At 62.1% G+C, this 20,588-nt stretch carries 26 protein-coding genes; 18 read left to right on the top strand and 8 right to left on the bottom strand.

Annotated elements, in window-relative coordinates; genetic code table 11:
* Positions 1–14: 14 nt before the first annotated feature.
* Positions 15–731, bottom strand: a complete 717-nt coding sequence (locus EA462_RS03985) for a class I SAM-dependent methyltransferase (RefSeq protein WP_124177287.1) — start codon at positions 729–731, stop codon at positions 15–17.
* 135 nt (positions 732–866) lie between these two features.
* On the opposite strand from EA462_RS03985, the gene EA462_RS03980 reads away from it, so the two are divergent.
* From EA462_RS03980 to EA462_RS03960, 5 genes are all read left to right on the top strand, one after another.
* Entirely contained in the window at positions 867–1,046 is a 180-nt protein-coding gene (locus tag EA462_RS03980; protein WP_124177286.1) for a hypothetical protein, read from the top strand.
* A gap of 130 nt (positions 1,047–1,176) precedes the next feature.
* Positions 1,177–1,647 carry a DUF5793 family protein gene (locus tag EA462_RS03975; protein ID WP_124177815.1) on the top strand — a complete coding sequence of 157 codons (471 nt, stop codon included), beginning with the start codon at positions 1,177–1,179 and terminating at the stop codon, positions 1,645–1,647.
* Positions 1,648–1,807: 160 nt separating this feature from the next.
* A complete protein-coding gene (locus EA462_RS03970; protein ID WP_124177285.1) occupies positions 1,808–2,968 on the top strand; it encodes an ABC transporter ATP-binding protein in 1,161 nt (386 codons plus the stop codon).
* Between the two features lie 168 nt (positions 2,969–3,136).
* Entirely contained in the window at positions 3,137–3,415 is a 279-nt protein-coding gene (locus EA462_RS03965) for a UPF0058 family protein (RefSeq protein WP_124177284.1), read from the top strand.
* 37 nt (positions 3,416–3,452) lie between these two features.
* The gene (locus EA462_RS03960; RefSeq protein WP_124177283.1) at positions 3,453–5,975 is read left to right on the top strand and encodes a DUF7527 domain-containing protein; all 2,523 of its coding nucleotides are present in this window, start codon (positions 3,453–3,455) and stop codon (positions 5,973–5,975) included.
* A 213-nt stretch (positions 5,976–6,188) separates the two neighbouring features.
* Here the strand turns inward: EA462_RS03960 and EA462_RS03955 are convergent, their stop codons facing one another.
* Entirely contained in the window at positions 6,189–6,494 is a 306-nt protein-coding gene (locus tag EA462_RS03955; RefSeq protein ID WP_124177282.1) for a hypothetical protein, read from the bottom strand.
* Positions 6,495–6,738: 244 nt separating this feature from the next.
* Here EA462_RS03955 and EA462_RS03950 point away from each other — a divergent pair, with 244 nt between their 5' ends.
* The 3 genes from EA462_RS03950 (at position 6,739) to EA462_RS03940 (ending at position 9,796) form a co-directional block, all read left to right on the top strand.
* Complete coding sequence (locus EA462_RS03950; RefSeq protein ID WP_124177281.1) at positions 6,739–8,100, top strand: adenylosuccinate synthase; 1,362 nt, start codon at positions 6,739–6,741, stop codon at positions 8,098–8,100.
* Between the two features lie 67 nt (positions 8,101–8,167).
* The gene (locus EA462_RS03945; protein WP_124177280.1) at positions 8,168–8,632 is read left to right on the top strand and encodes a DUF302 domain-containing protein; all 465 of its coding nucleotides are present in this window, start codon (positions 8,168–8,170) and stop codon (positions 8,630–8,632) included.
* Positions 8,633–8,698: 66 nt separating this feature from the next.
* Positions 8,699–9,796, top strand: a complete 1,098-nt coding sequence (locus EA462_RS03940) for an AI-2E family transporter (RefSeq protein ID WP_124177279.1) — start codon at positions 8,699–8,701, stop codon at positions 9,794–9,796.
* A 12-nt stretch (positions 9,797–9,808) separates the two neighbouring features.
* On the opposite strand, the gene EA462_RS03935 is transcribed toward EA462_RS03940, so the two are convergent.
* The gene (locus EA462_RS03935; RefSeq protein ID WP_124177278.1) at positions 9,809–10,045 is read right to left on the bottom strand and encodes a hypothetical protein; all 237 of its coding nucleotides are present in this window, start codon (positions 10,043–10,045) and stop codon (positions 9,809–9,811) included.
* Positions 10,046–10,144: 99 nt separating this feature from the next.
* Positions 10,145–11,500: an Nre family DNA repair protein gene (locus EA462_RS03930; protein WP_124177277.1), complete on the bottom strand. Its 1,356-nt coding sequence runs from the start codon at positions 11,498–11,500 to the stop codon at positions 10,145–10,147.
* A gap of 289 nt (positions 11,501–11,789) precedes the next feature.
* Here EA462_RS03930 and EA462_RS03925 point away from each other — a divergent pair, with 289 nt between their 5' ends.
* Together EA462_RS03925 and EA462_RS03920 are read left to right on the top strand one after the other, a co-directional pair.
* Positions 11,790–11,969 carry an HVO_2753 family zinc finger protein gene (locus tag EA462_RS03925; protein WP_124177276.1) on the top strand — a complete coding sequence of 60 codons (180 nt, stop codon included), beginning with the start codon at positions 11,790–11,792 and terminating at the stop codon, positions 11,967–11,969.
* Positions 11,970–11,977: 8 nt separating this feature from the next.
* Complete coding sequence (locus EA462_RS03920) at positions 11,978–12,244, top strand: elongation factor 1-beta (protein WP_124177275.1); 267 nt, start codon at positions 11,978–11,980, stop codon at positions 12,242–12,244.
* Between the two features lie 150 nt (positions 12,245–12,394).
* Here the strand turns inward: EA462_RS03920 and EA462_RS03915 are convergent, their stop codons facing one another.
* Positions 12,395–12,823 carry a hypothetical protein gene (locus EA462_RS03915; RefSeq protein ID WP_124177274.1) on the bottom strand — a complete coding sequence of 143 codons (429 nt, stop codon included), beginning with the start codon at positions 12,821–12,823 and terminating at the stop codon, positions 12,395–12,397.
* A gap of 159 nt (positions 12,824–12,982) precedes the next feature.
* Between EA462_RS03915 and EA462_RS03910 the strand changes: the two genes are divergently transcribed.
* From EA462_RS03910 to EA462_RS03880, 7 genes are all read left to right on the top strand, one after another.
* On the top strand, positions 12,983–13,291 hold the full coding sequence (locus tag EA462_RS03910; protein ID WP_124177273.1) for a 50S ribosomal protein L21e: 309 nt from the start codon (positions 12,983–12,985) through the stop codon (positions 13,289–13,291).
* Between the two features lie 17 nt (positions 13,292–13,308).
* A complete protein-coding gene (locus tag EA462_RS03905; protein ID WP_124177272.1) occupies positions 13,309–13,665 on the top strand; it encodes an RNA polymerase Rpb4 family protein in 357 nt (118 codons plus the stop codon).
* A 45-nt stretch (positions 13,666–13,710) separates the two neighbouring features.
* The gene (locus EA462_RS03900) at positions 13,711–14,310 is read left to right on the top strand and encodes a DUF655 domain-containing protein (protein ID WP_124177271.1); all 600 of its coding nucleotides are present in this window, start codon (positions 13,711–13,713) and stop codon (positions 14,308–14,310) included.
* Positions 14,311–14,384: 74 nt separating this feature from the next.
* Positions 14,385–14,795: a GNAT family N-acetyltransferase gene (locus EA462_RS03895; protein ID WP_124177270.1), complete on the top strand. Its 411-nt coding sequence runs from the start codon at positions 14,385–14,387 to the stop codon at positions 14,793–14,795.
* Between the two features lie 115 nt (positions 14,796–14,910).
* Positions 14,911–15,810, top strand: a complete 900-nt coding sequence (locus tag EA462_RS03890) for a 16S ribosomal RNA methyltransferase A (protein ID WP_124177269.1) — start codon at positions 14,911–14,913, stop codon at positions 15,808–15,810.
* A 121-nt stretch (positions 15,811–15,931) separates the two neighbouring features.
* Positions 15,932–17,134, top strand: a complete 1,203-nt coding sequence (locus EA462_RS03885) for a mechanosensitive ion channel family protein (RefSeq protein WP_124177268.1) — start codon at positions 15,932–15,934, stop codon at positions 17,132–17,134.
* The gene (locus tag EA462_RS03880) at positions 17,134–17,751 is read left to right on the top strand and encodes a HemK2/MTQ2 family protein methyltransferase (RefSeq protein ID WP_124177267.1); all 618 of its coding nucleotides are present in this window, start codon (positions 17,134–17,136) and stop codon (positions 17,749–17,751) included. The genes EA462_RS03885 and EA462_RS03880 overlap by 1 nt, the downstream gene beginning before the upstream one ends.
* Before the next feature lie 10 nt (positions 17,752–17,761).
* Here EA462_RS03880 and EA462_RS03875 read toward each other — a convergent pair whose 3' ends face one another.
* Both EA462_RS03875 and EA462_RS03870 read right to left on the bottom strand, forming a co-directional pair.
* On the bottom strand, positions 17,762–18,829 hold the full coding sequence (locus tag EA462_RS03875) for a M42 family metallopeptidase (RefSeq protein ID WP_124177266.1): 1,068 nt from the start codon (positions 18,827–18,829) through the stop codon (positions 17,762–17,764).
* A gap of 122 nt (positions 18,830–18,951) precedes the next feature.
* Complete coding sequence (locus tag EA462_RS03870) at positions 18,952–19,374, bottom strand: DUF5830 family protein (RefSeq protein WP_124177265.1); 423 nt, start codon at positions 19,372–19,374, stop codon at positions 18,952–18,954.
* A 111-nt stretch (positions 19,375–19,485) separates the two neighbouring features.
* On the opposite strand from EA462_RS03870, the gene EA462_RS03865 reads away from it, so the two are divergent.
* Positions 19,486–20,217: a TVP38/TMEM64 family protein gene (locus EA462_RS03865; RefSeq protein WP_124177264.1), complete on the top strand. Its 732-nt coding sequence runs from the start codon at positions 19,486–19,488 to the stop codon at positions 20,215–20,217.
* Positions 20,218–20,281: 64 nt separating this feature from the next.
* On the opposite strand, the gene EA462_RS03860 is transcribed toward EA462_RS03865, so the two are convergent.
* The gene (locus EA462_RS03860; RefSeq protein ID WP_124177263.1) at positions 20,282–20,470 is read right to left on the bottom strand and encodes an HVO_2523 family zinc finger protein; all 189 of its coding nucleotides are present in this window, start codon (positions 20,468–20,470) and stop codon (positions 20,282–20,284) included.
* Between the last annotated feature and the right edge of the window lie 118 nt (positions 20,471–20,588).

The raw sequence follows: 20,588 nt of genomic DNA, 5'->3' as shown, positions 1-20,588 counted from the left end.
CTTCTCATTTCGAGTCAGTAATCGACCGACTGCGCATCCACTTCACCGCCGCCACCGTCCCCGGCCACCGTCGCATAACAGTTCCCGCTCGAGAGCTCCCACTCGAGCAATTCGAGGTCGCTCGCTCGGAGATCGGCTTCGAACTCATCGGGGGCGTAGATGTGGTAGAACCGATCGACGGTCTCGCCGTCGGGAAGCGTCCACTCGATCGTCGTGTCGAAGCCTTCCGTTTCGTCGAAGGAGCTGTGAGCCGTCGACCAGGCGCTGACGAGGGCGCGACCGCCGGGGGCGAGCACCCGTGCGAGTTCGTCGAGACTGCGCCGGCGACTCTCGCGAGTCGGCAGATGATGGAGGGTCGCGACGTAGATTCCGACTCCGACGCAGTCATCGACCAGCGGCAGCGTCGCGGCGTCTCCCTGGACCAGTCCGACGGCGAACTCGCGTTCGCGTGCTCGCTTTCGTCCCGTCTCGAGCAAACCGCGACTAACGTCGAGACCCACGACGGGTCCGACGCCATCGAGCGCCGCGAGCAACTCGGCGTGTCGACAGTTTCCACAGCCCAGATCGAGTCCGATACCCTCGTCGACGGCTGTCTGTTGGTCGACGAAGGCTTCGACCTCGGGCCAGGCGTACTCTCGAGTCGAGGCGAAGTGGCTCGCGATGCGGTCGTAGGTGTCTCGCACGGTATCTCGCCGGGAGCGGTCGTCGGATCGGTCCTGGCGGTCGCCCATTGTCTGAGATCCTCGCGGCGTTCGCAAAAAGCGTTCGACTGGCGGTCGGTGGACGTGACGCCGTTCGCTCACACGACGAGCGCCGCGTAATAGAACAGCGTTCCGTATGTAGCCGTCTCGCCCTCGGAAACCGCGGTGGATGACGTAGAGCAGTCGGTAGAACTCCGCCGGCTCAAGGTTCGAATCGTAGCGCTCGAGGTACTCACGGACCGTCCCTTTCAGGATCGTCTCGACGTCGTTTCGATCGGTGTCGCGGTACAGGAGGGGGTCACGAACGTCCTCGTCTTAAATCGGTTGGCTGCTCGCCGAATGTAAGGAGGAGGTGATCGCTCTCGGCACCCCCGTCTGCGTTCCTTGCAGTCGGTGAAATCTCCCGGACGTATCAGTGATCGCACTGATCGTGCGTTACGTTCATACGATGGGAGTACTAACCGAGGGATACGGAATGAGGCGCGAGCATTTCACGTTAGACGTTAGCAATGTCGACTGGGTCGAAACGGACGCCGAACCGAGTAAACCATCGGTATCGATCGACTTCACGGGCCCATCGACGATGCTTCGCGAGCGCCTTACCGGTCTCGACGGCGACATACTGGATGCAAGCGAGACGGACGTCGCTCTTCGGCTTCAGGAACCGTTCGGAACCGACGCCCCGGGCGTCGTCAGCGTGACCAACCGGGTCACGGGAGAGTTCATCCTCGAGCTCAACGAGGACGCCGAAGACGTCCTGCTGTTCATCCGCGCCGCTCGAGGCTATGGCGAAGCGACGGACGAAGACGGTGGCAGGTACGAGGTTACCATTAGCCTCGAGGGAGACCACTTCGTCACCTACGATAAACGTACCTTCCTGGTCTACGACGACGAGGGGAGCCTGCTTCGCCAGCACAGCCTGATCCCCAGCGGCGTCGAGCTGTGAGGTTCTGACGACGTTCGCCTTCAAACCGACACCCGGTCGACCGGCGCTCCGGCGGAAGTCAGGTAGCGTTCGTTCCCAGCGGGTTGGCCCGTACCGGCAACTATAAGTGATTTAGGCACCCCTAAACTAAATGAACGCCGGCGGACGCCGGAGGTCGAGAATGGGGAACGGACGACTACTCACGACGACGGCCGACGAACCGACTCGAGAATCGACGCTATCGACCGACGACGTCGTTCTCGAACTCGACACGGTCGCGAAGCGTTATGGTTCGGAGACCGTCATCTCGAGTCTCTCACTCACCGTTCGCGATGGTGAGATCCTCACGTTGCTCGGGCCATCTGGCTGTGGAAAGACGACGACGCTCCGATTGATCGCCGGCCTCGAGGATCCGAACGGCGGACAGATCCGACTCGAGGACGAGACTGTCGCCGGGGACGGACAGTTCGTGCCGCCGGACGAGCGAGAGGTTGGGGTCGTGTTTCAGGAGTTCGCCCTCTTCCCACATCTCACTGCGCGTGAGAACGTCGCATTCGGCTTACAGGAGTGGACGAAACAAGAACGCGAGAGTCGCGTCCAGGAGTTGCTCGAACTCGTCGGTCTCGAGAGCCACGGCGGCCATTATCCCGAAGAGCTTTCGGGGGGCCAACAGCAGCGAATTGCCCTCGCACGATCGATCGCCCCCGAACCCGAGATGCTGTTGCTCGACGAGCCGTTCTCGAATCTCGACGTCGATCTCCGCGTCGAAATGCGCGAGGAGGTTCGTCGAATCATCAAGGAGACCGAAGTCACCGCGATCTCGGTGACGCACGATCAAGAGGAAGCGCTGTCGATCTCCGATCGGGTCGCCGTCATGAACGACGGCAACATCGAACAGATCGGAACGCCGGAACGGGTTTTTCAAGAGCCGAAATCGCGCTTCGTGGCCGGCTTCCTCGGTCACGCGAGCTTTCTCTCGGGAGAGGTTCGTGGCGATCACGTCGACACCGCCCTCGGACGCGTTCTTCGCGACGACGTCAACGGTCTCGCCCATCAGTACGACGGGACCGACCTCGACCTCCTCGTTCGACCGGACGACGTGACCGCGTTTCCGGCCGACGAGTCTCAGGCCAACGGTCGCGTCGTCTACCGTCGGTACCTCGGCCCGACGGTCCTCTACCGGGTCGAACTCGATTCGAACGAGACGATCGAGTGCATGCACAACCACTCCGACCGGATCGACCTCGACGAACGCGTCGCCGTTCGCGTTACTGCAGACCACGAACTCGCCTGGTTCCCCGCTGGCCAGCGAGGGAAGGGTGCGGCGACTCCATCGGACTGAGCGTTCCATCGACTTGCCACTCCTTGCCGGACCGGCGGCCGGCACAGTTTCGGACCGCGACCGACACGAACGCGGGTGGTGATTTATACCCCTCTACACGACGTCTACGACGGTTTTGCGATCGGTGCGCACACAACCCTTAAGCCGAGACCGTTCGTACACGCGTCCATGCACAAGGACGAACTTCTCGAGCTCCACGAAGAACTCGTCGTCATCATGGAATACTTCTCGGAGCGCGAGGAAGTCGACGACGGCCTCTTCGACGAGTACCATCAACTCGATGTCGATCCATCACACGTACATAAATCGAAAAGCGAACACAAACACGCCGTATTCGTCCTCGGCAACTCGCTCGCGACTGCGATGACCGAAGACGAGTTCTCGAGCGCCGGCAGAATTGGCAAGCGAATGAAAGAACTTGCCGAGGACGCCGAGTCGAAGATCTAGGCGAAACGTATTTGTTCTGTATCCCGCTTGTTAAACTATGCACTCGCGCACGAAAAAGCGCGTCGAGCAATGGGACTCTCGCCCGTTCAGCGACGGCTACCGCGGCCTCTCTGATCTCGCTGATCGTGGTTTTTCGGGCGCTATCTCCGGAGCCGGGGCGTGGCTGTTCATGCTCAACGGCCGCATTGTCGGCATTTTCGACGGCGACATCGATGACTTCGACGGCGGCTCGGGTACCGTCTATCAAGCGCCCCATTCATCGCTTCCACTTCTCTGTGCGATGGACGAACGCGGCGGCGATACCCGCGCCAGCTACTACACGAACGAGACCCCGCTCGCGGAAGTCGACGGCACCCTTCAGGACGGCTCGTTTACCGGCTACATCGACCTGAGCGAGAACGTTCTCAGCGGCGATTACTACGCCGTCTACTACGGCGGTCGCCGGATGGCAGCGGCCTACATCGGTAACGCCGAACGACTCGTCACCGGCGACGAGGCCTTCGAGCGAGCGAACGAGGAAGTCGGAATCTATCGGGTGATCGATGTCGACATCGAGGTTACCGACGTTCCGGAACCGACCGACGCAGAACCCGACTCGACAGCCGGCTCGTCCGACTCGGCTTCCGTCTCCTCGGGCGACTCACGTTCGGCCGAGACGGACGAACCGTCGACCGAGGAGACGGAAACCGGTGGCGACTCGGCGGAGTCGTCGCTCGACGGCCTCGAGGTCCCTGGACTCGACGAGACGGACTCGAGGGATCGAGAGACGGGCGAAATCACGACCGATGAACCACCCCGTAGTCTCGACGCTTCGACCGAAGACGACGAGGAGACGAACGGGATTGCGGCCGCCGATCGGACGTCAGCGGAGTCGACTGAGCCGTCCGACGAACGATCGCAACCAGCCACCGAGACGGACGAGGAACCGGAGACCGGTGAGAACGGCGTCGACGCCGCAGACCGCGAGCAGGAGACCGCCGAAAGGGGGTCGGGACTCGCCCCCGACGAAGTCGAGGCGAAAGCTCAGGCGCTCGAAAGGAGCGATATTTCCTGGACCGAAACCGAGGTCGAATCGTCGGACGGTGCGAGCGACCGGTCGGAATCCGGACTGGACACCGAACCCAACAGTTCGCGCGACGACGGTCCGCCATCGGATTCGGAACCGGAATCGTCATCGGAGACGACTGACACCGAGGATGCGTCCGGGTCCGAACCCGAGTCGGACGAGGAGGAGGCCGTTCTCACGGAACGGCTCGAGGAAGAAGCGCAGTGGCGATCGACCCGCAGCATTCCCTCTATCGATCCGGACAACACCGATTCGGTGGGATCTTCGGACGCCGGTGGAGCGACCGAACCCCCTGGTCGAGCCGATCGTTCCCGCCGCTCGTCGAACGGTCGCTCTCGTCCGACTCATCCGACCGCCACCTCGCGGGCGACCGAACCGGATTCGGAGGGGGGATCAGATACTCAACGTTCGGACTCGAGCGGGCGCGACGCCAGTTCGTCTGGGGCCGCACGAACGAACGGATCCCACCCGAACGAAACGGGGACGGCCGGTATCCAGCGGACCGAAACTCCACGGGAAAGTCAGTCTGATTCCGAGGGAGCGTCTGATCCGCGAGCCGAGCGGATCGAGGCCCTCGAGCAACGTCGATCGGAACTCGAGACGAGTCTAGACGAACTCGAAACCGAGCGCGATCGACTTCGGGCGGAGAACCGGGAGTTGTCCGCGACCGTCGAGCGCTATCAGTCGCGTATCGACGAACTCGAGGCGGAGCTCCAACGAATTCGCCAAGCGGATGGAACGGATCACTCGGGCGTCTCGGACGCCTCGACGCAGCTACCTCCACAGCAGGCACTCTCCGGAACGAACCTGTTCGTTCGCTACGTCTCGAAGAGCAAGCCGACGCTTGAGCGGGCCCACCAGGGTAACGCGACGCCGAGCGACGTCGCATCGAACTTACGAATCGAACACCACACCGAGTTCGACGCCACGGACGTCGCCGTCACCGGCCAGTCCTACGAGGAGTTTCTCACGTCGTCGATGGAGTACCGGTTCGTCGACTGGCTCACCGACGTCCTTCTCTTCGAAATCCGTGACACCGGTCACGCAGACGGGCTTGCCGACCTCTACGACGCGCTTCCGCGGATCGACCGGGCGGAACTGCACGCGTCCATCTCCCTCGAAGACGACGACACCGAACACGTTCCAGATCAGATCGAGTTCGACGTCGTCGCCTACGACAAGATGGGGAACCCGCTCGTCCTGGTGAACTTGAACGACTCGCGCGAACCCGCGACGCGGGAGATGCTCGAGGAGATGGAAGCGGCCGCGTCGGCAGTCAAAGCCAACTATCCCGACCTGGCCGCGGCGATGGTCGTCACCTCGAGTTACTTCGAGCCGGGCGCGCTCGAGGTGACCGAACAAGCGACCAGCGGCGGCCTCCTGAGCCGTGGCTCGAAACGGAGTTTCGTCAACCTCTCTCGAAAGCAGGGCTATCACCTCTGTCTCGTCGAGTCCCGTTCCGAGGGATTCCACATGAACGTCCCAGAACTCTAAGGTGCGTTGTCGCCGGTGGCGTTAGATTCCTGAAATTCGAAACCGACAGCAATCACCGACCAGGACCGATCGCTCTCTCGCTTGCGCTCTCGAACGGCTTACGCGTCGAATACCGATCACGCGTGGAGGAAAAGCGGTATTATTCCACGCAGTGTCACTGTATCACATCCAAAGCGTTCCGATACGACACAGCACCTGGCCGGTATACGAGTTCTATCCTTCGATTTCCGCGACGTCTTCGATCTTCATTCCCTCTAATTTGTCGATGATGTCATCGATTTTTCCGTCGAGCTCGTCGACGAACTCGGCAGTGCGTTCGGTCTTGATCGCTCCCTGACTGGAGGGCTCGATGAGGTTTTCCTCTTCGAGAACGCGAAGCGAGTATCGAACTTTGTGATGGGGGTATCCAGTCTCGTTCGACATCTTTACGATCCCGATCGGTTCGTTTTCGATAACCATCCGCAGGACCTGGAGATGTCGTTCCAGCATATCGACTTCCTTCTCTAGCCGGTCTATCATGGCATTTGTTAACTTGTCTTTGGGCCTTTTAAAAGTTACTCTCGAAGATTGAGAAGACCGCTTCTACCGGAAGTCTCGTTCTTGCCAGTAGTTAACGTTTCCGTTCGAGTCGTTCGATCACGAACCGTGGATATCGCGAGTTCGTCGGTTCGAGGCGAAGTGTGCAGGTCCGTGCATATTCTCGTGCGGGTCTCCCGCTCAGACCGTAATCGGTTTATCGGCCCGGAAAGAATCCGCCGCTGTTATGACCGTCACAATCGTCGGGTCGCAACTCGGCGACGAAGGCAAGGGCGGTGTCGTCGACCTCTATGGCGATGCCGCTGATGTGGTCGCCCGGTATCAGGGCGGCGACAACGCAGGACACACCGTCGTCCACGGCGACGAAGAGTACAAACTGTCGCTCGTTCCCTCGGGTGCTGTTCAGGGGAAAATCGGCGTGCTCGGAAACGGCTGCGTCGTCAACCCCGAGACGCTGTTCGACGAGATCGATACGCTCCGCGAGCGCGGACTCGATCCCGACGTTCGGGTCGCAGAGCGAGCCCACGTTATTCTCCCGTATCATCGTGCACTCGACGGAATCGAAGAGGACGAAAAAGAAGACCTCGCCGCCGGAACGACCGGTCGTGGCATCGGACCGACCTACGAGGACAAAGCGGGCCGCCGCGGCGTCCGGATTGGCGACCTGCTCGATCCAGAAATCCTTCGCGAGCGTCTCGAGTACGTCGTCCCACAGAAGAAATCTCTCGCGGAGGACGTCTTCGGAACGGAAACCGGAGACGCGTTCGACATCGACGCCATCTACGAAGCCTACCGCGAGTACGGCGAGCGACTCGAGGAAGAAGAGATGGCGGTCGACTGTGGGACGTTCCTCCAGGAGCGCATCGACGCCGGCGACAACGTCATGCTCGAAGGTGCACAGGGAACCTCCCTCGACATCGACCACGGGGTGTATCCGTACGTCACCTCCTCGAACCCGACTGCGGGCGGTGCGACCGTCGGGACCGGACTCGGTCCGACAGTCGTCGGCCAGGGAGAGGTCATCGGCATCGTCAAGGCATACCTCTCGCGGGTCGGAACGGGACCGCTCCCGACGGAACTCGGCGGTGTCGAAGGCCAGACGCCCGAGTACGACTCGAGTGCGACCGAGGAAAGTGACGAGGAACTCGCGACGTACATCCGCGACGAGGGTGGGGAGTACGGCACCGTCACGGGCCGCCCGCGACGCGTGGGCTGGCTCGATATGCCCATGCTTCGCCACGCCGCCCGCGCGAACGGCTTTACCGGGCTCGCGATCAACCACATCGACGTCCTCGCCGGTCTCGAGGAGATACAGGTCGGTCACGCCTACGAGTACGACGGACAGGAGCGGCTGACGATGCCAGCCACCACCGAAAAGTGGGGCCGGTGTGAGGCGATGTTCAGGTCCTTCGAAGGCTGGTCGGACGTCGACTGGGAAACCGTCGCCGCCGAGGGCTACGATGCCATTCCCGAGAACGCGCGTACCTACCTCGAGTACATCTCGGACGAACTCGGCGCACCGGTCTACGCCGTCGGCGTCGGCCCCGGTCGCGGTGAAACCGTCATCGTCGAAAACCCCTACGAGTAATCCCCGGCTTCGTTCTCGAAGCCACACTGTAGGTTCGTTTTAGTCAATCGAGGACGAAGCCGTGCGTATGGGTACGTCCCTTCCGATCGATCCGTCCGAGATCGATCCCGACGATATCGGTGAGAAACAGGCCGTCCTCGAGATGGCTCACGAGGACGCGATCGAACACGTGCGCGAGGTCTGTGAGGAAACCGGTTTCGGAATCCCCGTCGAGTTCTCGCCGTCCGAGCTGTTGAACGAGAAAGTCGATGCCGACCGCGACCCCTACTACGTTCTCGGTGCCTGTAATCCCGAGATCGCGGATCGGACGCTCGAGGAGACGATGCGCATGGGTGGACTCTTTCCGTGCAACGTGATTATCTGGGAGGAAGAACCCGGCAAACAGCGCGTGTATCACGTCTCGATTATGAAGATTGCACGTCTGGTCGGTATCGCACCCGACAACGACGTCTGGGACGAGATCGTCGACACAACCGGAGATCTGACGGCTGAGGCGTTCGAACGCCTGGACACCGTTGATACGGGCGAATAGAGCACCGCGGTCGTCCGTCCGAAAAGAAATGTCAACGTTTAGGTCCCAGTGCCCGCACCACGGGATATGAACGTTCGAACGACTTTCTTCGTCGTCTTGCTTCTCGCGCTCGGAGCGATTGCGGCGCTCATGATCGTTCCGCTGTTACAGTACGTGATGGCCGCTGCGTTCCTCGCGTTCGTCCTGCATCCCGTCCACGCACGGCTCGAGCGCCGGGTCGGCTCTCGGATCTCGGCGCTCTTGCTTACGGCGGTGGCCGTCGTCGGGATCGTCGTTCCGTTCTTGCTCGTCTCCCTGATCGTTCTCCAGACCGCCGCCTCGTTTCTCCGTGACGTCGACGGCGCGAGCCTGATCGAGCGCGTCCGGACGATCGCACGGGACGACCTCGGTCTCGATGAGGAATACGTCCACTCGATCGAATCGGCCCTCCTCGCCGAGATCGACTCCTCGCTGTCGAATGCGATCGAGGTCGCGTTATTCGAGCTCGTCGGTCTCGTCAACACGAGCATCGAGATGGGGCTCGGGTTGATCGTCTTCGTCTTCTTGCTGTACTACTTGCTCGCGGACGGCCGGACGTTTATCGCCTGGCTGACCGACGTGATTCCGCTCGAGGAGGAGGTCCGGTCGGAGCTGTTTTCGGAGATCGACGTCGTTACCTGGGCGGTGATCAAGAGCCACGTACTCGTCGCGGTCGTCGAAGGGGTACTCGGCGGGTTCGGCCTCTATCTACTCGGCGTTCCGAACGTCGCCTTCTGGACTGTCGTCATGATCGTCGTCGCATTCTTGCCGGCGGCCGGCGTCTGGCTCGTCTGGGGACCCGCAGTTGGGTATCTCGCGCTCGTCAGCGGACCGGTTCCAGCCGTCGCGCTGTTGCTCTACGGCGTCACCGTCCTCTCGCTGATCGACAACTATCTGCGCGCGTACTTCGTCGACCGCGGCTCCGGTCTCCACCCGGCGGTCGTCATTATCGGCGTCATCGGCGGGATCTACTTGCTCGGAATTATGGGGCTGTTTCTCGGTCCCGTCCTGCTTGCGGTGTTCAAGGCCGGAATCACCGTGTTCAGCCGGACCACAACCGTCACTGGAGACGGCGACCGATCGGCGGCCTCCACCGTCGGATCACTTCCTGAGTCGGAGCCGGAGTCACCGACGACGGGAGGATAAGACGTCCCGTCGTCAGTTTTCGGCGTCCCGCTGTGACTCGCTCTCGATCCTCGTCCTGTCGGTCTCCGTCGCCCCTCCGGATTCGACTGACTTTTCACCCTGTTCCGTCTCGAGTTGCTCGAGATATCGATTCGCGTCGTATCGGATGTATCCGGTGTAAAGGAAAATCAGCGAGAACAGAATAGCCGGAATGCCGAACAACAGGAACAACGCGGCGAGAATCGTGATAACGTCCCCGGGCAGTGGCATACGTTCGCTCGGTTCTCGGTCTACAAAAGGAGTTCCCTCGAATACGCGCCCGCTCGAGTACTCCTCCGAGACGGATTTGATCGGCCAGTTCCGGCGCGCTCACGACGACCGTCCGAAGGCGTCGAGACTCGACTGGAGTCCCGCGGCCAGCTCTGACTTGCGCTTGAGACGCTCGAACGAAACCGGCAGCTGGGTCGCGACTGCTGTGACGGCGTCGTGGAACGTTTCGGCGCGTCCGTGTTCGCCCGCGAGCGCCGATCGCTCTCCGTCGGTCAGCCCGCGTGCGCCACCCGGTGGACCGTCGAAGGCGTTTCGGACGCTCTCGCGCACCTGCCAGACGCCGACGGGTGCCCAGTAATCGTCGGACACCTCCCGGAGGACGAGACACTTCGCCTGTCTGCCGATCGACTCGAGGTGTTCGAGAACGCCCAGCCGGGCGGCGTAGTACGCTCCCGCCGTTTCCTCGACGTAACCCGAGCGCCCCTCGTAGCCCTCGCTTGCGCTCGCCATCCAGACCTCGTCGTGGGGATCGGGATTCCAGATGCTCCCCGGTGCTTTCATCTCGACGAGTTCGAACTCCCAGCGACCGGGCGCGAGGACGATCCAGTACCGGTTTCCGACGTACTCGTTTGCCCAGACCTGTACCTCGTCGATACTCGGCTCGTTTCGGATTCGCCCGCGCAAAAACTGACCGACGGTGTCGTCGACCGCCGTGATCGACCACCGGGTGGGAACGAGTCGACGCTGTTTCGCCTCGCCGAGTGCGCCCGCAGAGAGGATCGAATTGATCTCGTAGACGTCGAAGCCGCGCCGGTAGAGGTAGGTCATCGCCCCCTGTGCCTGCCAGTCGTCATCCTCAAGGGTCTTTTTGACCTGCGTCGGAACGTACGGGTTCTCTCGGAGTTCGGCGTTTCTGGCACTGGCGCGCGGTCCGCGCGGCGTCGCGACGTCGGCTCCCGCGTCCAGTCCGATATCCGGCGTCCCGTCGAGCCCGATCTCCAGGTCGACCGGCCGTCCTGCGATCGCGACCTCGCGTTGAACGCCGACGAACCCGTCCCACGCGTCGTGAACGGACGGTGTCAACCGACTCGCGATGCTGGGTGAATCGACGTTCGCGCGCTTGCTCGAGTTGAGGAGGCCGGTTCGACGCTGGAGCACGTCGTCGATGGCGTACCCCTGTCGGTACCAGTTTCCGTCGGTGACGTACTCCTCGGCAGCGTCCTCGTCCCCGACCGGAGAGAGCAACCCGACGGGAATATCGGGGTAGTTCGAACGTCCGACGAAGATCGACGGCGCGGTGGAGCCAACGAGCGTGTCGCCGCTCAGTGCGTCGTCGAATCGAGTTCTGACGTCCTCGAGATGGTCCGTGATCGCGTAGGATTTTTCCTTTGCGAGGCGGCGACGCTCGGCCTCCTCGTCGGGTTCGAGTTCCTCGATATAGTCGTCGAGGCGCATTCACAGAGTGTACGGCTCGGTCGGTTTTGAATGTTGAGACTGCGCTGTAACCGAGAAAGTGTCAGAGGCACGGCCAGTCCGGCGATCGGGCACTACCACCGGCAGCAGGCCGTACTCGAATTATTTGCTCAGCTAATAAAGAACTATAACTGCGTTCTCTGACTCGGAAAATACCCCTACCAGTGACTCGGCTACCGATCACATCGATCCCGGTCGTCGGATCCCCGAACGGTCATCACCGAACCGCCGAAAGACAACGGTTAAAAACAGCGAGCGGGAAGAGGTGGGTATGAGTACGACGGACGACCGCGAGATTCGGTCCTGCGTTTCCTGTGGGATCAACATCGCTGGGACGAACGCAGCCGCGTTCAAGTGCCCGGACTGTGGTGCCCAGATATACCGCTGTGCCAAGTGCCGAAAGCAAAGCAACCTCTACGAGTGCTCCAAGTGTGGGTTCACCGGACCCTGATCTCTACGATGGGAAAAGTAGCCGCCAAAATCAAGGTAATGCCGAATAGTCCCGAAATCGACCTCGATGTGCTCCAGGAGCGTCTCGAGAGCTCTCTCCCCGAGGGTGCAAAGATCAACGGCGTCGAACGCGAAGAAGTCGCTTTCGGCCTCGTTGCGCTCTATCCCACCGTGATCGTCCCGGACGGCTCGGGTGGAACGGAGACCGTCGAAGAGAACTTCACCGAAGTCGACGGCGTCGAAAGTGTCGGCGTCGAGAACGTCGGCCGCATCTAGCGCCGACGCTACATCGCTGATTCGTTTTTCGCGCTATCGATTTGGAGCCTCGCGGGAGCGGACGCCCTAGAGTGACTGCCGATTTCGAACCGTTCGAACACACGTCGAACGGGACGCGTCGAACTCTGTGAGTGATGGAACCTCGAGACGCTACCGGTCGCGGTTTGCCCCGAGATTCGCCTGAGAGACGATCTTCGCGCCCGGATCCGACAGCTCGACGGTCACGTCTTCGTTGACCGCCTTGCTGATCTCGTCGACGTTGCCGGCGAGCACCGTCAGGATGTCGTCCGGATGGGCATAGAGGAGCATGTGTCCGTCCTGTCCTTCCGCGACGAGTTGCGTATCGTTCAGGACGATCTGATCGTTTTGGATCGTCGCGGAGACGACGGGAAGCGCCTCCGGCTTGCCAGGCTCGTCGTCTCGAACCGTCCGAATGTGGACCGCATCGAGATCGAGAACGTGTTTGTACTCCTCGATTCGCTCAGCGCAGTTGACCATGTCCTGCAACAACGTCGATTTGTGATGGCCTGCGTGGTCGCCGTCGAGACAGTGCTGACAGACGCGGAGTTCGAGACGCATTGGTGAGGGGTTATCGCTCGAGGCCGATGAGAATTCCGTTCCGTCGGAGTCGTTTTCCCGGAGTACGAACCGGTTCGTCCGGCCGACGTAGAGTAACGTGGCCGGCGAGCGCGGAACGTGCGTTTTATAACCATCACCAAGTAAGAGGGTCGTACGACTATGCCCAACTCCAGTGGCCCTCGTCAGGGAACGCGGAACAAGCTATCGAACGATCCTCGAGATCGGGGAACGTCCCCACCACAGCGTGCGATTCAGCAGTACGAAACCGGTGAGATGGTTCACCTGAAGATCGACCCGAGCGTCCACAAGGGCCGATACCACCCGCGCTTCGACGGCCAGACCGGCGAAGTCGTCGGCAAACAGGGGAACGCGTTCAAGGTTCAGATCACCGACGGCGGTAAGGAAAAGACCCTGATCGTCACAGCAGCCCACCTGCGCGCACAGGACCGGTCGGAAGACCGCGTCTGAGACGGAGAGTATACTGAATGACGATCTTCAAAGAGATCGTCGACGAGGAGTTCCTTACGGTGTCGGAAACGAAGGAACTTCTCGCCGACATCGAATCCGAGCGCGCACTGGACGAGGACCGCGAGCTCCCCTACGAGCTTGCACGAGCGATCGAGCACGTCAACCGGTTCACCCATCTCGAGCCCGAGGAGGCCCAACAGCTCGTCGAGGACCTCCGCGAACTCGAGAAAGTCGACGAGCCGACCGCCTACAAGATCGCGAACCTGCTCCCGAGAAACCGAGACGAGCTTCGATCGGTCTACGCACAGCAGCGGTACTCGCTGTCGGGGGACGAACTCGACGACATACTCAACGCCGTCGCGCGGTACGCCTGAAATCGAGCCAACTCTTTAAGTGTGCCGTCGCCGTATCGGCTGACAATGAGCGAAGCCGACAGCGACGGGATGGACGTTCGGCGCGCGGTCGTATTGGATTACCTTGCACATGGTCTGTCGGACGACGGACGACCGCAGTACGAAAAGTCCCCGGCAGGGTACGCTCTCGGTATCGACGACTTTCAGCTCTATCAGGTCGCCTTCGACGAGGACGAACGCCTCACGATCGGTAGCGAAGTCGTCGTCGAGCCGGCCGACGAGCGCGACATCGTCACCGAGTCACACCGAGTCGAGTACGACGACCTGTCCTCCGGAGCACAGACGGAACTCGAGTACGTCGTCCAGGATATCGTCGAGGAGGACGAAGAACGATTCGTCGACTTCTATAACGACGCTCAGCCGATTACGTTGCGCCTTCACCAGCTGAATTTGTTGCCCGGGATCGGCAAGAAGCTTCGAAACGGTATCCTCGACGAACGAAAGCGAAAACCCTTCGAAAGCTTCGAGGAACTCACGGAGCGAGTCTCCGGGCTGCACGATCCCGACGATATCCTCGTCGAGCGCATTCTCGAGGAACTGCGCGACGACGATCTGAAGTACCAGACGTTCGTCGGTCGCCGCGAAGAACAGGACCGAACCCAGTAGCCACTACTGCGCTTTTTGCGAACGACTGCCACACCCCGACAACGTATTTGTGTCGTCGGCGTCCACGTCGCTTCATGACGATTCGAACGCTTGCGGACGAATCCGAGCGCGATGCTGCGGTGGCGATCCTCCGACAGCTCTGGAGCGACGCCGATCCGGAGGATATCCTCGAGTGGACGGAGAACGACGATTACCACCTGTTCGGCCGGTTCGAAGACGACGAACTCGTCGGCGTCGCGGGCGTCCTCGTTCGCGACGTTCTCCATCACGCTTGCCACGCCTGGCTCTACGACCTCGTCGTGGACGAACCTCGACGGGGCGAGGGACACGGGAGCGCACTTATCGAGTTCGTCGAGGAGTGGGCGGCGGACAACGACTGTGAGTACGTTGCACTGGCATCCCCACTCGAGAAGGCGGACGTCCACCAGTACTACGAGGACCGAGAGTACGAACGGTGGGGATACGTCATCGAAAAACCGCTGTGAAGTTACCGCAGTGAGTTCGAGTAGGCGACGGGTGCAGATCACGCACGGCCGTCGCGGTGCGATCCTCCAGCCACGAGACGGTGCGTTTACACCCGTCGCTTCCGAACCCCCGGTAATGAAACCGAGAGATCCTGACGCGCTGATCGCCAGGGCGGGCGTTCGTGGCAATCCGGACCGCGACCAGCACTTTCTGGTCGACGATCGCGTGCTCGATCGCTTACCGACCTATCTGACCGATATCGACGCCGACACGTCACACGTCCTCGAGATCGGCGGCGGGACGGGAGCGCTGACGGATCGCTTGCTCGCGGCGGCCGGCGACGGTGGGACCGGAGCCGATCGCGACGAGGGGGACCGATCCGTCGACGGAGGGGTAACCGTCGTCGAGCGCGATCCCGACCTGGCTGCGTTCTTACGCGAGGAGTTCGCTGAGCAGATCGACGCCGGCCGGTTGACGGTGATCGAAGGCGACGCTCTCGAGGTCGCTCTTCCCGAGTTCAGCGCTTCGGTGTCGAACCTTCCTTACGGCGTCTCGAGCGAGATTACGTTCCGACTGCTCCCCGAACAGCGTCCGCTGGTGTTGATGTTCCAACGGGAGTTCGCCGAACGAATGGTCGCAGAACCCGGAACGTCCGAGTACGGTCGACTCTCGGTGTCGACCCAGCACTATGCCGACGTCGAACTCGTCGAGACGGTCCCTCGACAGGCGTTTTCCCCGCAGCCGGCGGTCCAGAGCGCGGTGATCCGCGCCGTTCCCGCCGAACCGGACTACGAGGTCGACGACGAGGACTTTTTCTTTCGATTCGTCAAGGCGCTGTTCACCCAGCGGCGCAAGACGATCCGCAACGGCATTCGGAATACGGCACACATCTCGGGACTCTCCGATCCGGAAGCGGTCGTCGAAGCGACCGACGAAGCGGTCCTCCGAAAGCGACCCGACGCGATGTCGCCCGCGGCGTTTGCCGAACTGACACAGCTCGCACTCACCGTCGACTCGCCCGACGGATCGAACTGACCTAGAGGCCGTCGAGAACGGATTCCAGACGTGTCGACAAATGGCCTCGGCTTTCCCGAGAAGCACCGACCGACGGATACTCAAAGCTGCGCGAACGACAGGCTGAAAGACGAGATATCCCATGTCTGAGGTGCTGGCGGGGCTCGATTGGCTGGCTCGATCCGTCGAGACGACGGAGCTCAAGGTCGCGGTGACCGTCGGAGCGGCGACGCTCCTGTTGTTGGTTCTTCTTTCCTATCGGAGGGTGCAGTCGTGGATCAGCGAGCGGACCAAACCGCTCTACGGCGACATCGCGTCGACGGTACTTCTCACCGCCACGTTCGTGGTGGCACTCGCTGTCGTCATCGGCGTCTGGGACCAGACCGAAACGCTCCGTCAGGGCTACGACGAACTCGACATGGGTGGGCAGATACTCGCTCGCGCAGTCGTGTCGTTCATCCTCATCGTCGGAACGCTGATCTTCCGTCGGTTCGTCAAGCGAATCCTCGACGAACTCCTCGGCTCGGCGTCGGCGGTCACCGATCACCAGCGCGAAATCTCTCATCGGATCGCACAGGTGATCATCTGGTCGGTTTCGCTCGTCGTCGTCCTCGGCGTCTGGATCGACGATCTGAGCGGGCTTCTCGTCGGGGCTGGCTTCCTCGGAATCGTCGTTGGAATGGCCGCCCGACAGACGCTCGGGACGGTGCTCTCCGGGTTCGTCCTGATGTTCGACCGGCCGTTCGAGATCGGTGACTGGATCGAAGTCGAGGACAGAGAGGGGATCGTCACCGACATCTCGATCGTCAATACGCGAATCCGCTCTTTCGACGGCGAGTACGTGATGGTCCCGAACGATCTCGTCGCCTCGAGCATGGTGACTAATCGAACGAAACGCGGTCGACTTCGGATCGAGATCGACGTCGGCGTCGACTACGGCAGCGACGTCGAACGGGCCGGCGAACTGGCCGAAGCCGCCGTCTCCGAGCTCGAGCATTCGCTCTCGGCACCGGGAACGCAGGTCGTCACGAAGCGCTTCGGTGACTCCGCCATCGTTCTCGGGGTCCGATTCTGGATCGACAATCCGAGTTCACAACGTCGCTGGAAGGCTCGAACCGCGGCGATCGGCGCGATCAAACGACGATTCGAGGACGAGAATATCGGCATTCCGTTCCCCCAGCGCGAACTTTCCGGTCGAGACGGGACCGCGGTCCACGTCGACGCCACCGACGACGGCCGAAGCGACTCGGAGGACGACGTATCGCCTCGAAGCGACTCGGATGCATCGGCGGACGAACCGACCGAACCACGAGAGTATCGGATGACGCAACCGGAGGACGGATAATGGATCTCGGAGAGCGACGCGGTCTCGAGACGGACGTCTACCAGCCGGCCGAGGACTCGCAGCTGCTCGCTGAGGCCGCCTGTGAGGGGATAGACCGAGACCGGGATTGCGAACGCGGGCGGACGACGGGTCGTCCCGACGATCGACGGCTCGTCCTCGAGGTCGGGACCGGGTCGGGCTACGTCGCCAGCCGCGTCGCAAGCGAGACGAGCGCGCGCGTGATCGCCTCGGACCTGAACCCTCACGCGGTTCGACAGGCTCGCCGGGACGGACTCGAGGCGGTTCGTGCCGACCTGGTCTCTGCGTTCGCGGACGACGTCTTCGACGCCGTCCTGTTCAATCCACCCTATCTCCCGACGGAGCCGGATACCGAGTGGGACGACTGGATGGAGCGTGCGCTCTCGGGCGGGGAAGACGGCCGGGCCGTCATCGACCCGTTTCTCGAGGACGTCGGCCGGGTGCTCGCGCCCGCGGGCGTCGTTTATTTGCTGGTCAGCAGCCTCACCGGCGTCGACGGGGTCGTCGAGCGAGCCGGACGGGAGGGATTCAGCGCCGTCGCTCTCGCTGAGGAGTCGTTTCCGTTCGAGACGCTGTCGATCCTCAAACTGGTTCGCTGACGAGCGGCCGTTACAGCGTATACTCGTGTTCGCCGTCTTCGGTCTCGAGGAACGCCTCGAGGAGATCGATCGTCGCCGCGACGTCGTCGACGTGGGCCGTTTCCGTAACGGTGTGTAAGTACCGCGTCGGTACCGAGATCGCGCCGACGGGTTTCGCCCCGGCGGTGTGTTGAAACCCCGCCGTGTCGGTGCCTCCGGCGGGGAGGATCTCGAGTTGGCAATCGATCCCCGCCTCCTCGGCAACGGCTGTCATCCGACGGTGAACCTTGGGACTGGTGATGACACTCGAGTCTTTGAGTTTGATCGCCGTCCCCTCACCCAGTTCGGTGACGTGTTCGCCCCGTTTGAACCCGGGGACGTCGTTGGCGACGGTGACGTCCAGTGCGATCGCCAGGTCGGGATCGACGTCGACGCCGAGCGCACGAGCGCCGCGGATGCCGACTTCCTCCTGAACCGTCGCACAGAAGTGAATCGTGACGGCGGGATCGTCGATCCGCCGGGCGGCCTCGAGCATGGCGAACAGACAGACCCGGTCGTCGAGCGCTTTGCCGGTGATCGTCTCACCGACGAGTTTCGTGGTCTGATTCATCGTCACGAGATCACCGGGCGAGACGCGTTCTGTGACCTCGTCGTAGGGGAGTCCGACGTCGACGAACGCGTCCTCCACTTCGGGGATCTTCTCACGATCTTCCTCGTCGAGCGTGTGTGGGGGAGGCGATCCGATAACGCCCGGAAGATCGCCGTCCTCGGCGTGGATCGTCACGCGCTGAGCTTTCAGTACGCGGGCGTCCCAGCCGCCGAGTGCGTCCAGTTCGAGGAAGCCAAAGCCGTCCTCGTCGCCGCGGACGTGACGGACCATAAAGCCGATCTCGTCCATGTGGGCCGCGACGGCGACCGAGTAGTCCGATTCACCCTCGAGCGTTCCGACGACGTTCCCCATCGCATCGGTTCGGACTCGGTCGACGCTCTCTTCGAACGCCCTGACGACGAGTTCGCGCACCCGGTCTTCGTAGCCTGGGACGCCACTCGTCTCGGTTAGCTCTTCGAGGCGATCGAGATCGAACGGAGTTGCCGTCATACGGGAATCTGTTGGCGGCTCGACTACATACGTTGTCGGTCACGTTCGTCTCCGCCGCCGACAGCCTCGGTCTATCGCCTCCCACTGTGCGTCGCCGTCGTAGCGTCTCGCTCTCCGTCCCGTCATTCCCGACCCGTTACCTTCCGTACGCACGACGAGCCGAACGGACCGAGTTCGCCCGCCTCCAGATCGATAAAGTAGCCCGTCGAGAGACTCGAGCCACAGCGCCGACAGGAGAACTCGCCCTCTTTCGTGATCACGTCCCGTCCGAAGCGGACGTACTGGCGGCTTTTCGGCCGGACAATACCGTCGTCGCGCTCGACGATTCCCCGAAGCTCGGCTTCGTCGAGAATCGTCCGGGTTACCGTCGGGTCGGCCGTAACCGTCTCGATACGGTCGACGACGTCGGCCAGCGACAGCGACTCGTGCTCGAGACGCTCGAGCAAGGCGAGTCCCAGTCGAACACGGTCATCGAGGTGAGCGCGCTCCTCTCGGTTCGTTCGATCGTTCCGGCGCTCTCGTCGATCGTTCCCCTCGCGGTCCATCGATAGGTGCTGTCGGCTCGGATCGAATAAACGTTGCGTCGATCCACTCTCGAATTGGGTACCGCGAGACGGAGCACAAGAGCTTCGGTACTCGAGGAAAAACTCCGGGCGATGTCGCTGGTAGCGTCGGTTTCGAGGCGGGCGTTCGTCGGCCTGCTACTCGTCGCCGCGATCGTCACCGCCGGCTTGCTCGTCTCGCCTGCAGCGATGGCCGGGTTCCTCGAGTCACTGGCGGCCGATCCGGGGTTGTTCGCTCTCACCGTCGCCGGGCTCTACCTCGTTCGACCGCTGTTCGCCTGGCCAACGACGCCGCTGTCGATCGTCGTCGGCTACGGCTACGGGATCGCCCTCGGCGTTCCGATCGCCATCGTCGGCGTCGTCGTAACGGTCGTTCCCGTCTTTCTGGCCGCTCGCTGGTTCGTCGCGTCGAACGGGAGTTCGGCCACAGCTGACAGTTCTCTCGAGACCGCGTGGGGACCGCTTGACCGTATCAGTGGAGCCGTTACCCGATACTACCGGACTACAGGGCCGATACGCGGCGTCACCGTATCACGGCTCGCGCCGATTCCATCCGACGTCTCGACGTGTGCGGCGGCCCTAAGCGGGGTCAAACTTCGTCACCTCGTCGTCGGGACGGCACTCGGAGAGCTCCCGTGGACGATCGCCGGCGTCGTCGTCGGCGCGTCGGCGGCGACGATCACGACGGACGGATTCGGCGGGCTCGGACTCGCGTTAACGCTCGCCTGCGGGGTCGCGGCTACGCTCTTGCTCGCCGGACCGGCCTACCGCGTCGTCCGCTCGAGGACCCAAACGCCAGAAACCGGACGACCGGGCGATGCCTGACGTGCGATTTGGCGTTTGACCTTCGCCTCGAGGTTAACTGTGCGGCCCCGCGGAGCGAACCCGGTTAGAGAAACGGGTCGCTGCAATCGATGACGACGCCGTGTTGTGGACAGACGTACTTGCAGTGGCGGTTGTACAGCGGTGCCTGACAGTGAGGACAGACAGGTCCCGACGCCCGCGAATCGGCGGTCGCCTGTTCGCTGGACGCTGTGGGCTCACCCGAATCGTCCCCCTCATCACCGGTGGACGCCATACGAGCCGAGTTCTCGCTCGACGGTGCTAAGTATACTGGTCGATCGTCGTTCGCAGCGACGACAACCGAGCGTATCCACCCGATAGGAAGCGTTCGGATCCGTCCGAACGAAAACGCA

The sequence above is a fragment of the Natrarchaeobius halalkaliphilus genome (assembly GCF_003841485.1).
In the GTDB taxonomy this organism is placed as follows: domain Archaea; phylum Halobacteriota; class Halobacteria; order Halobacteriales; family Natrialbaceae; genus Natrarchaeobius; species Natrarchaeobius halalkaliphilus.
Note: the sequence above shows the minus strand (reverse complement) of the source record. Positions and strands in the feature narration are given on the sequence as shown.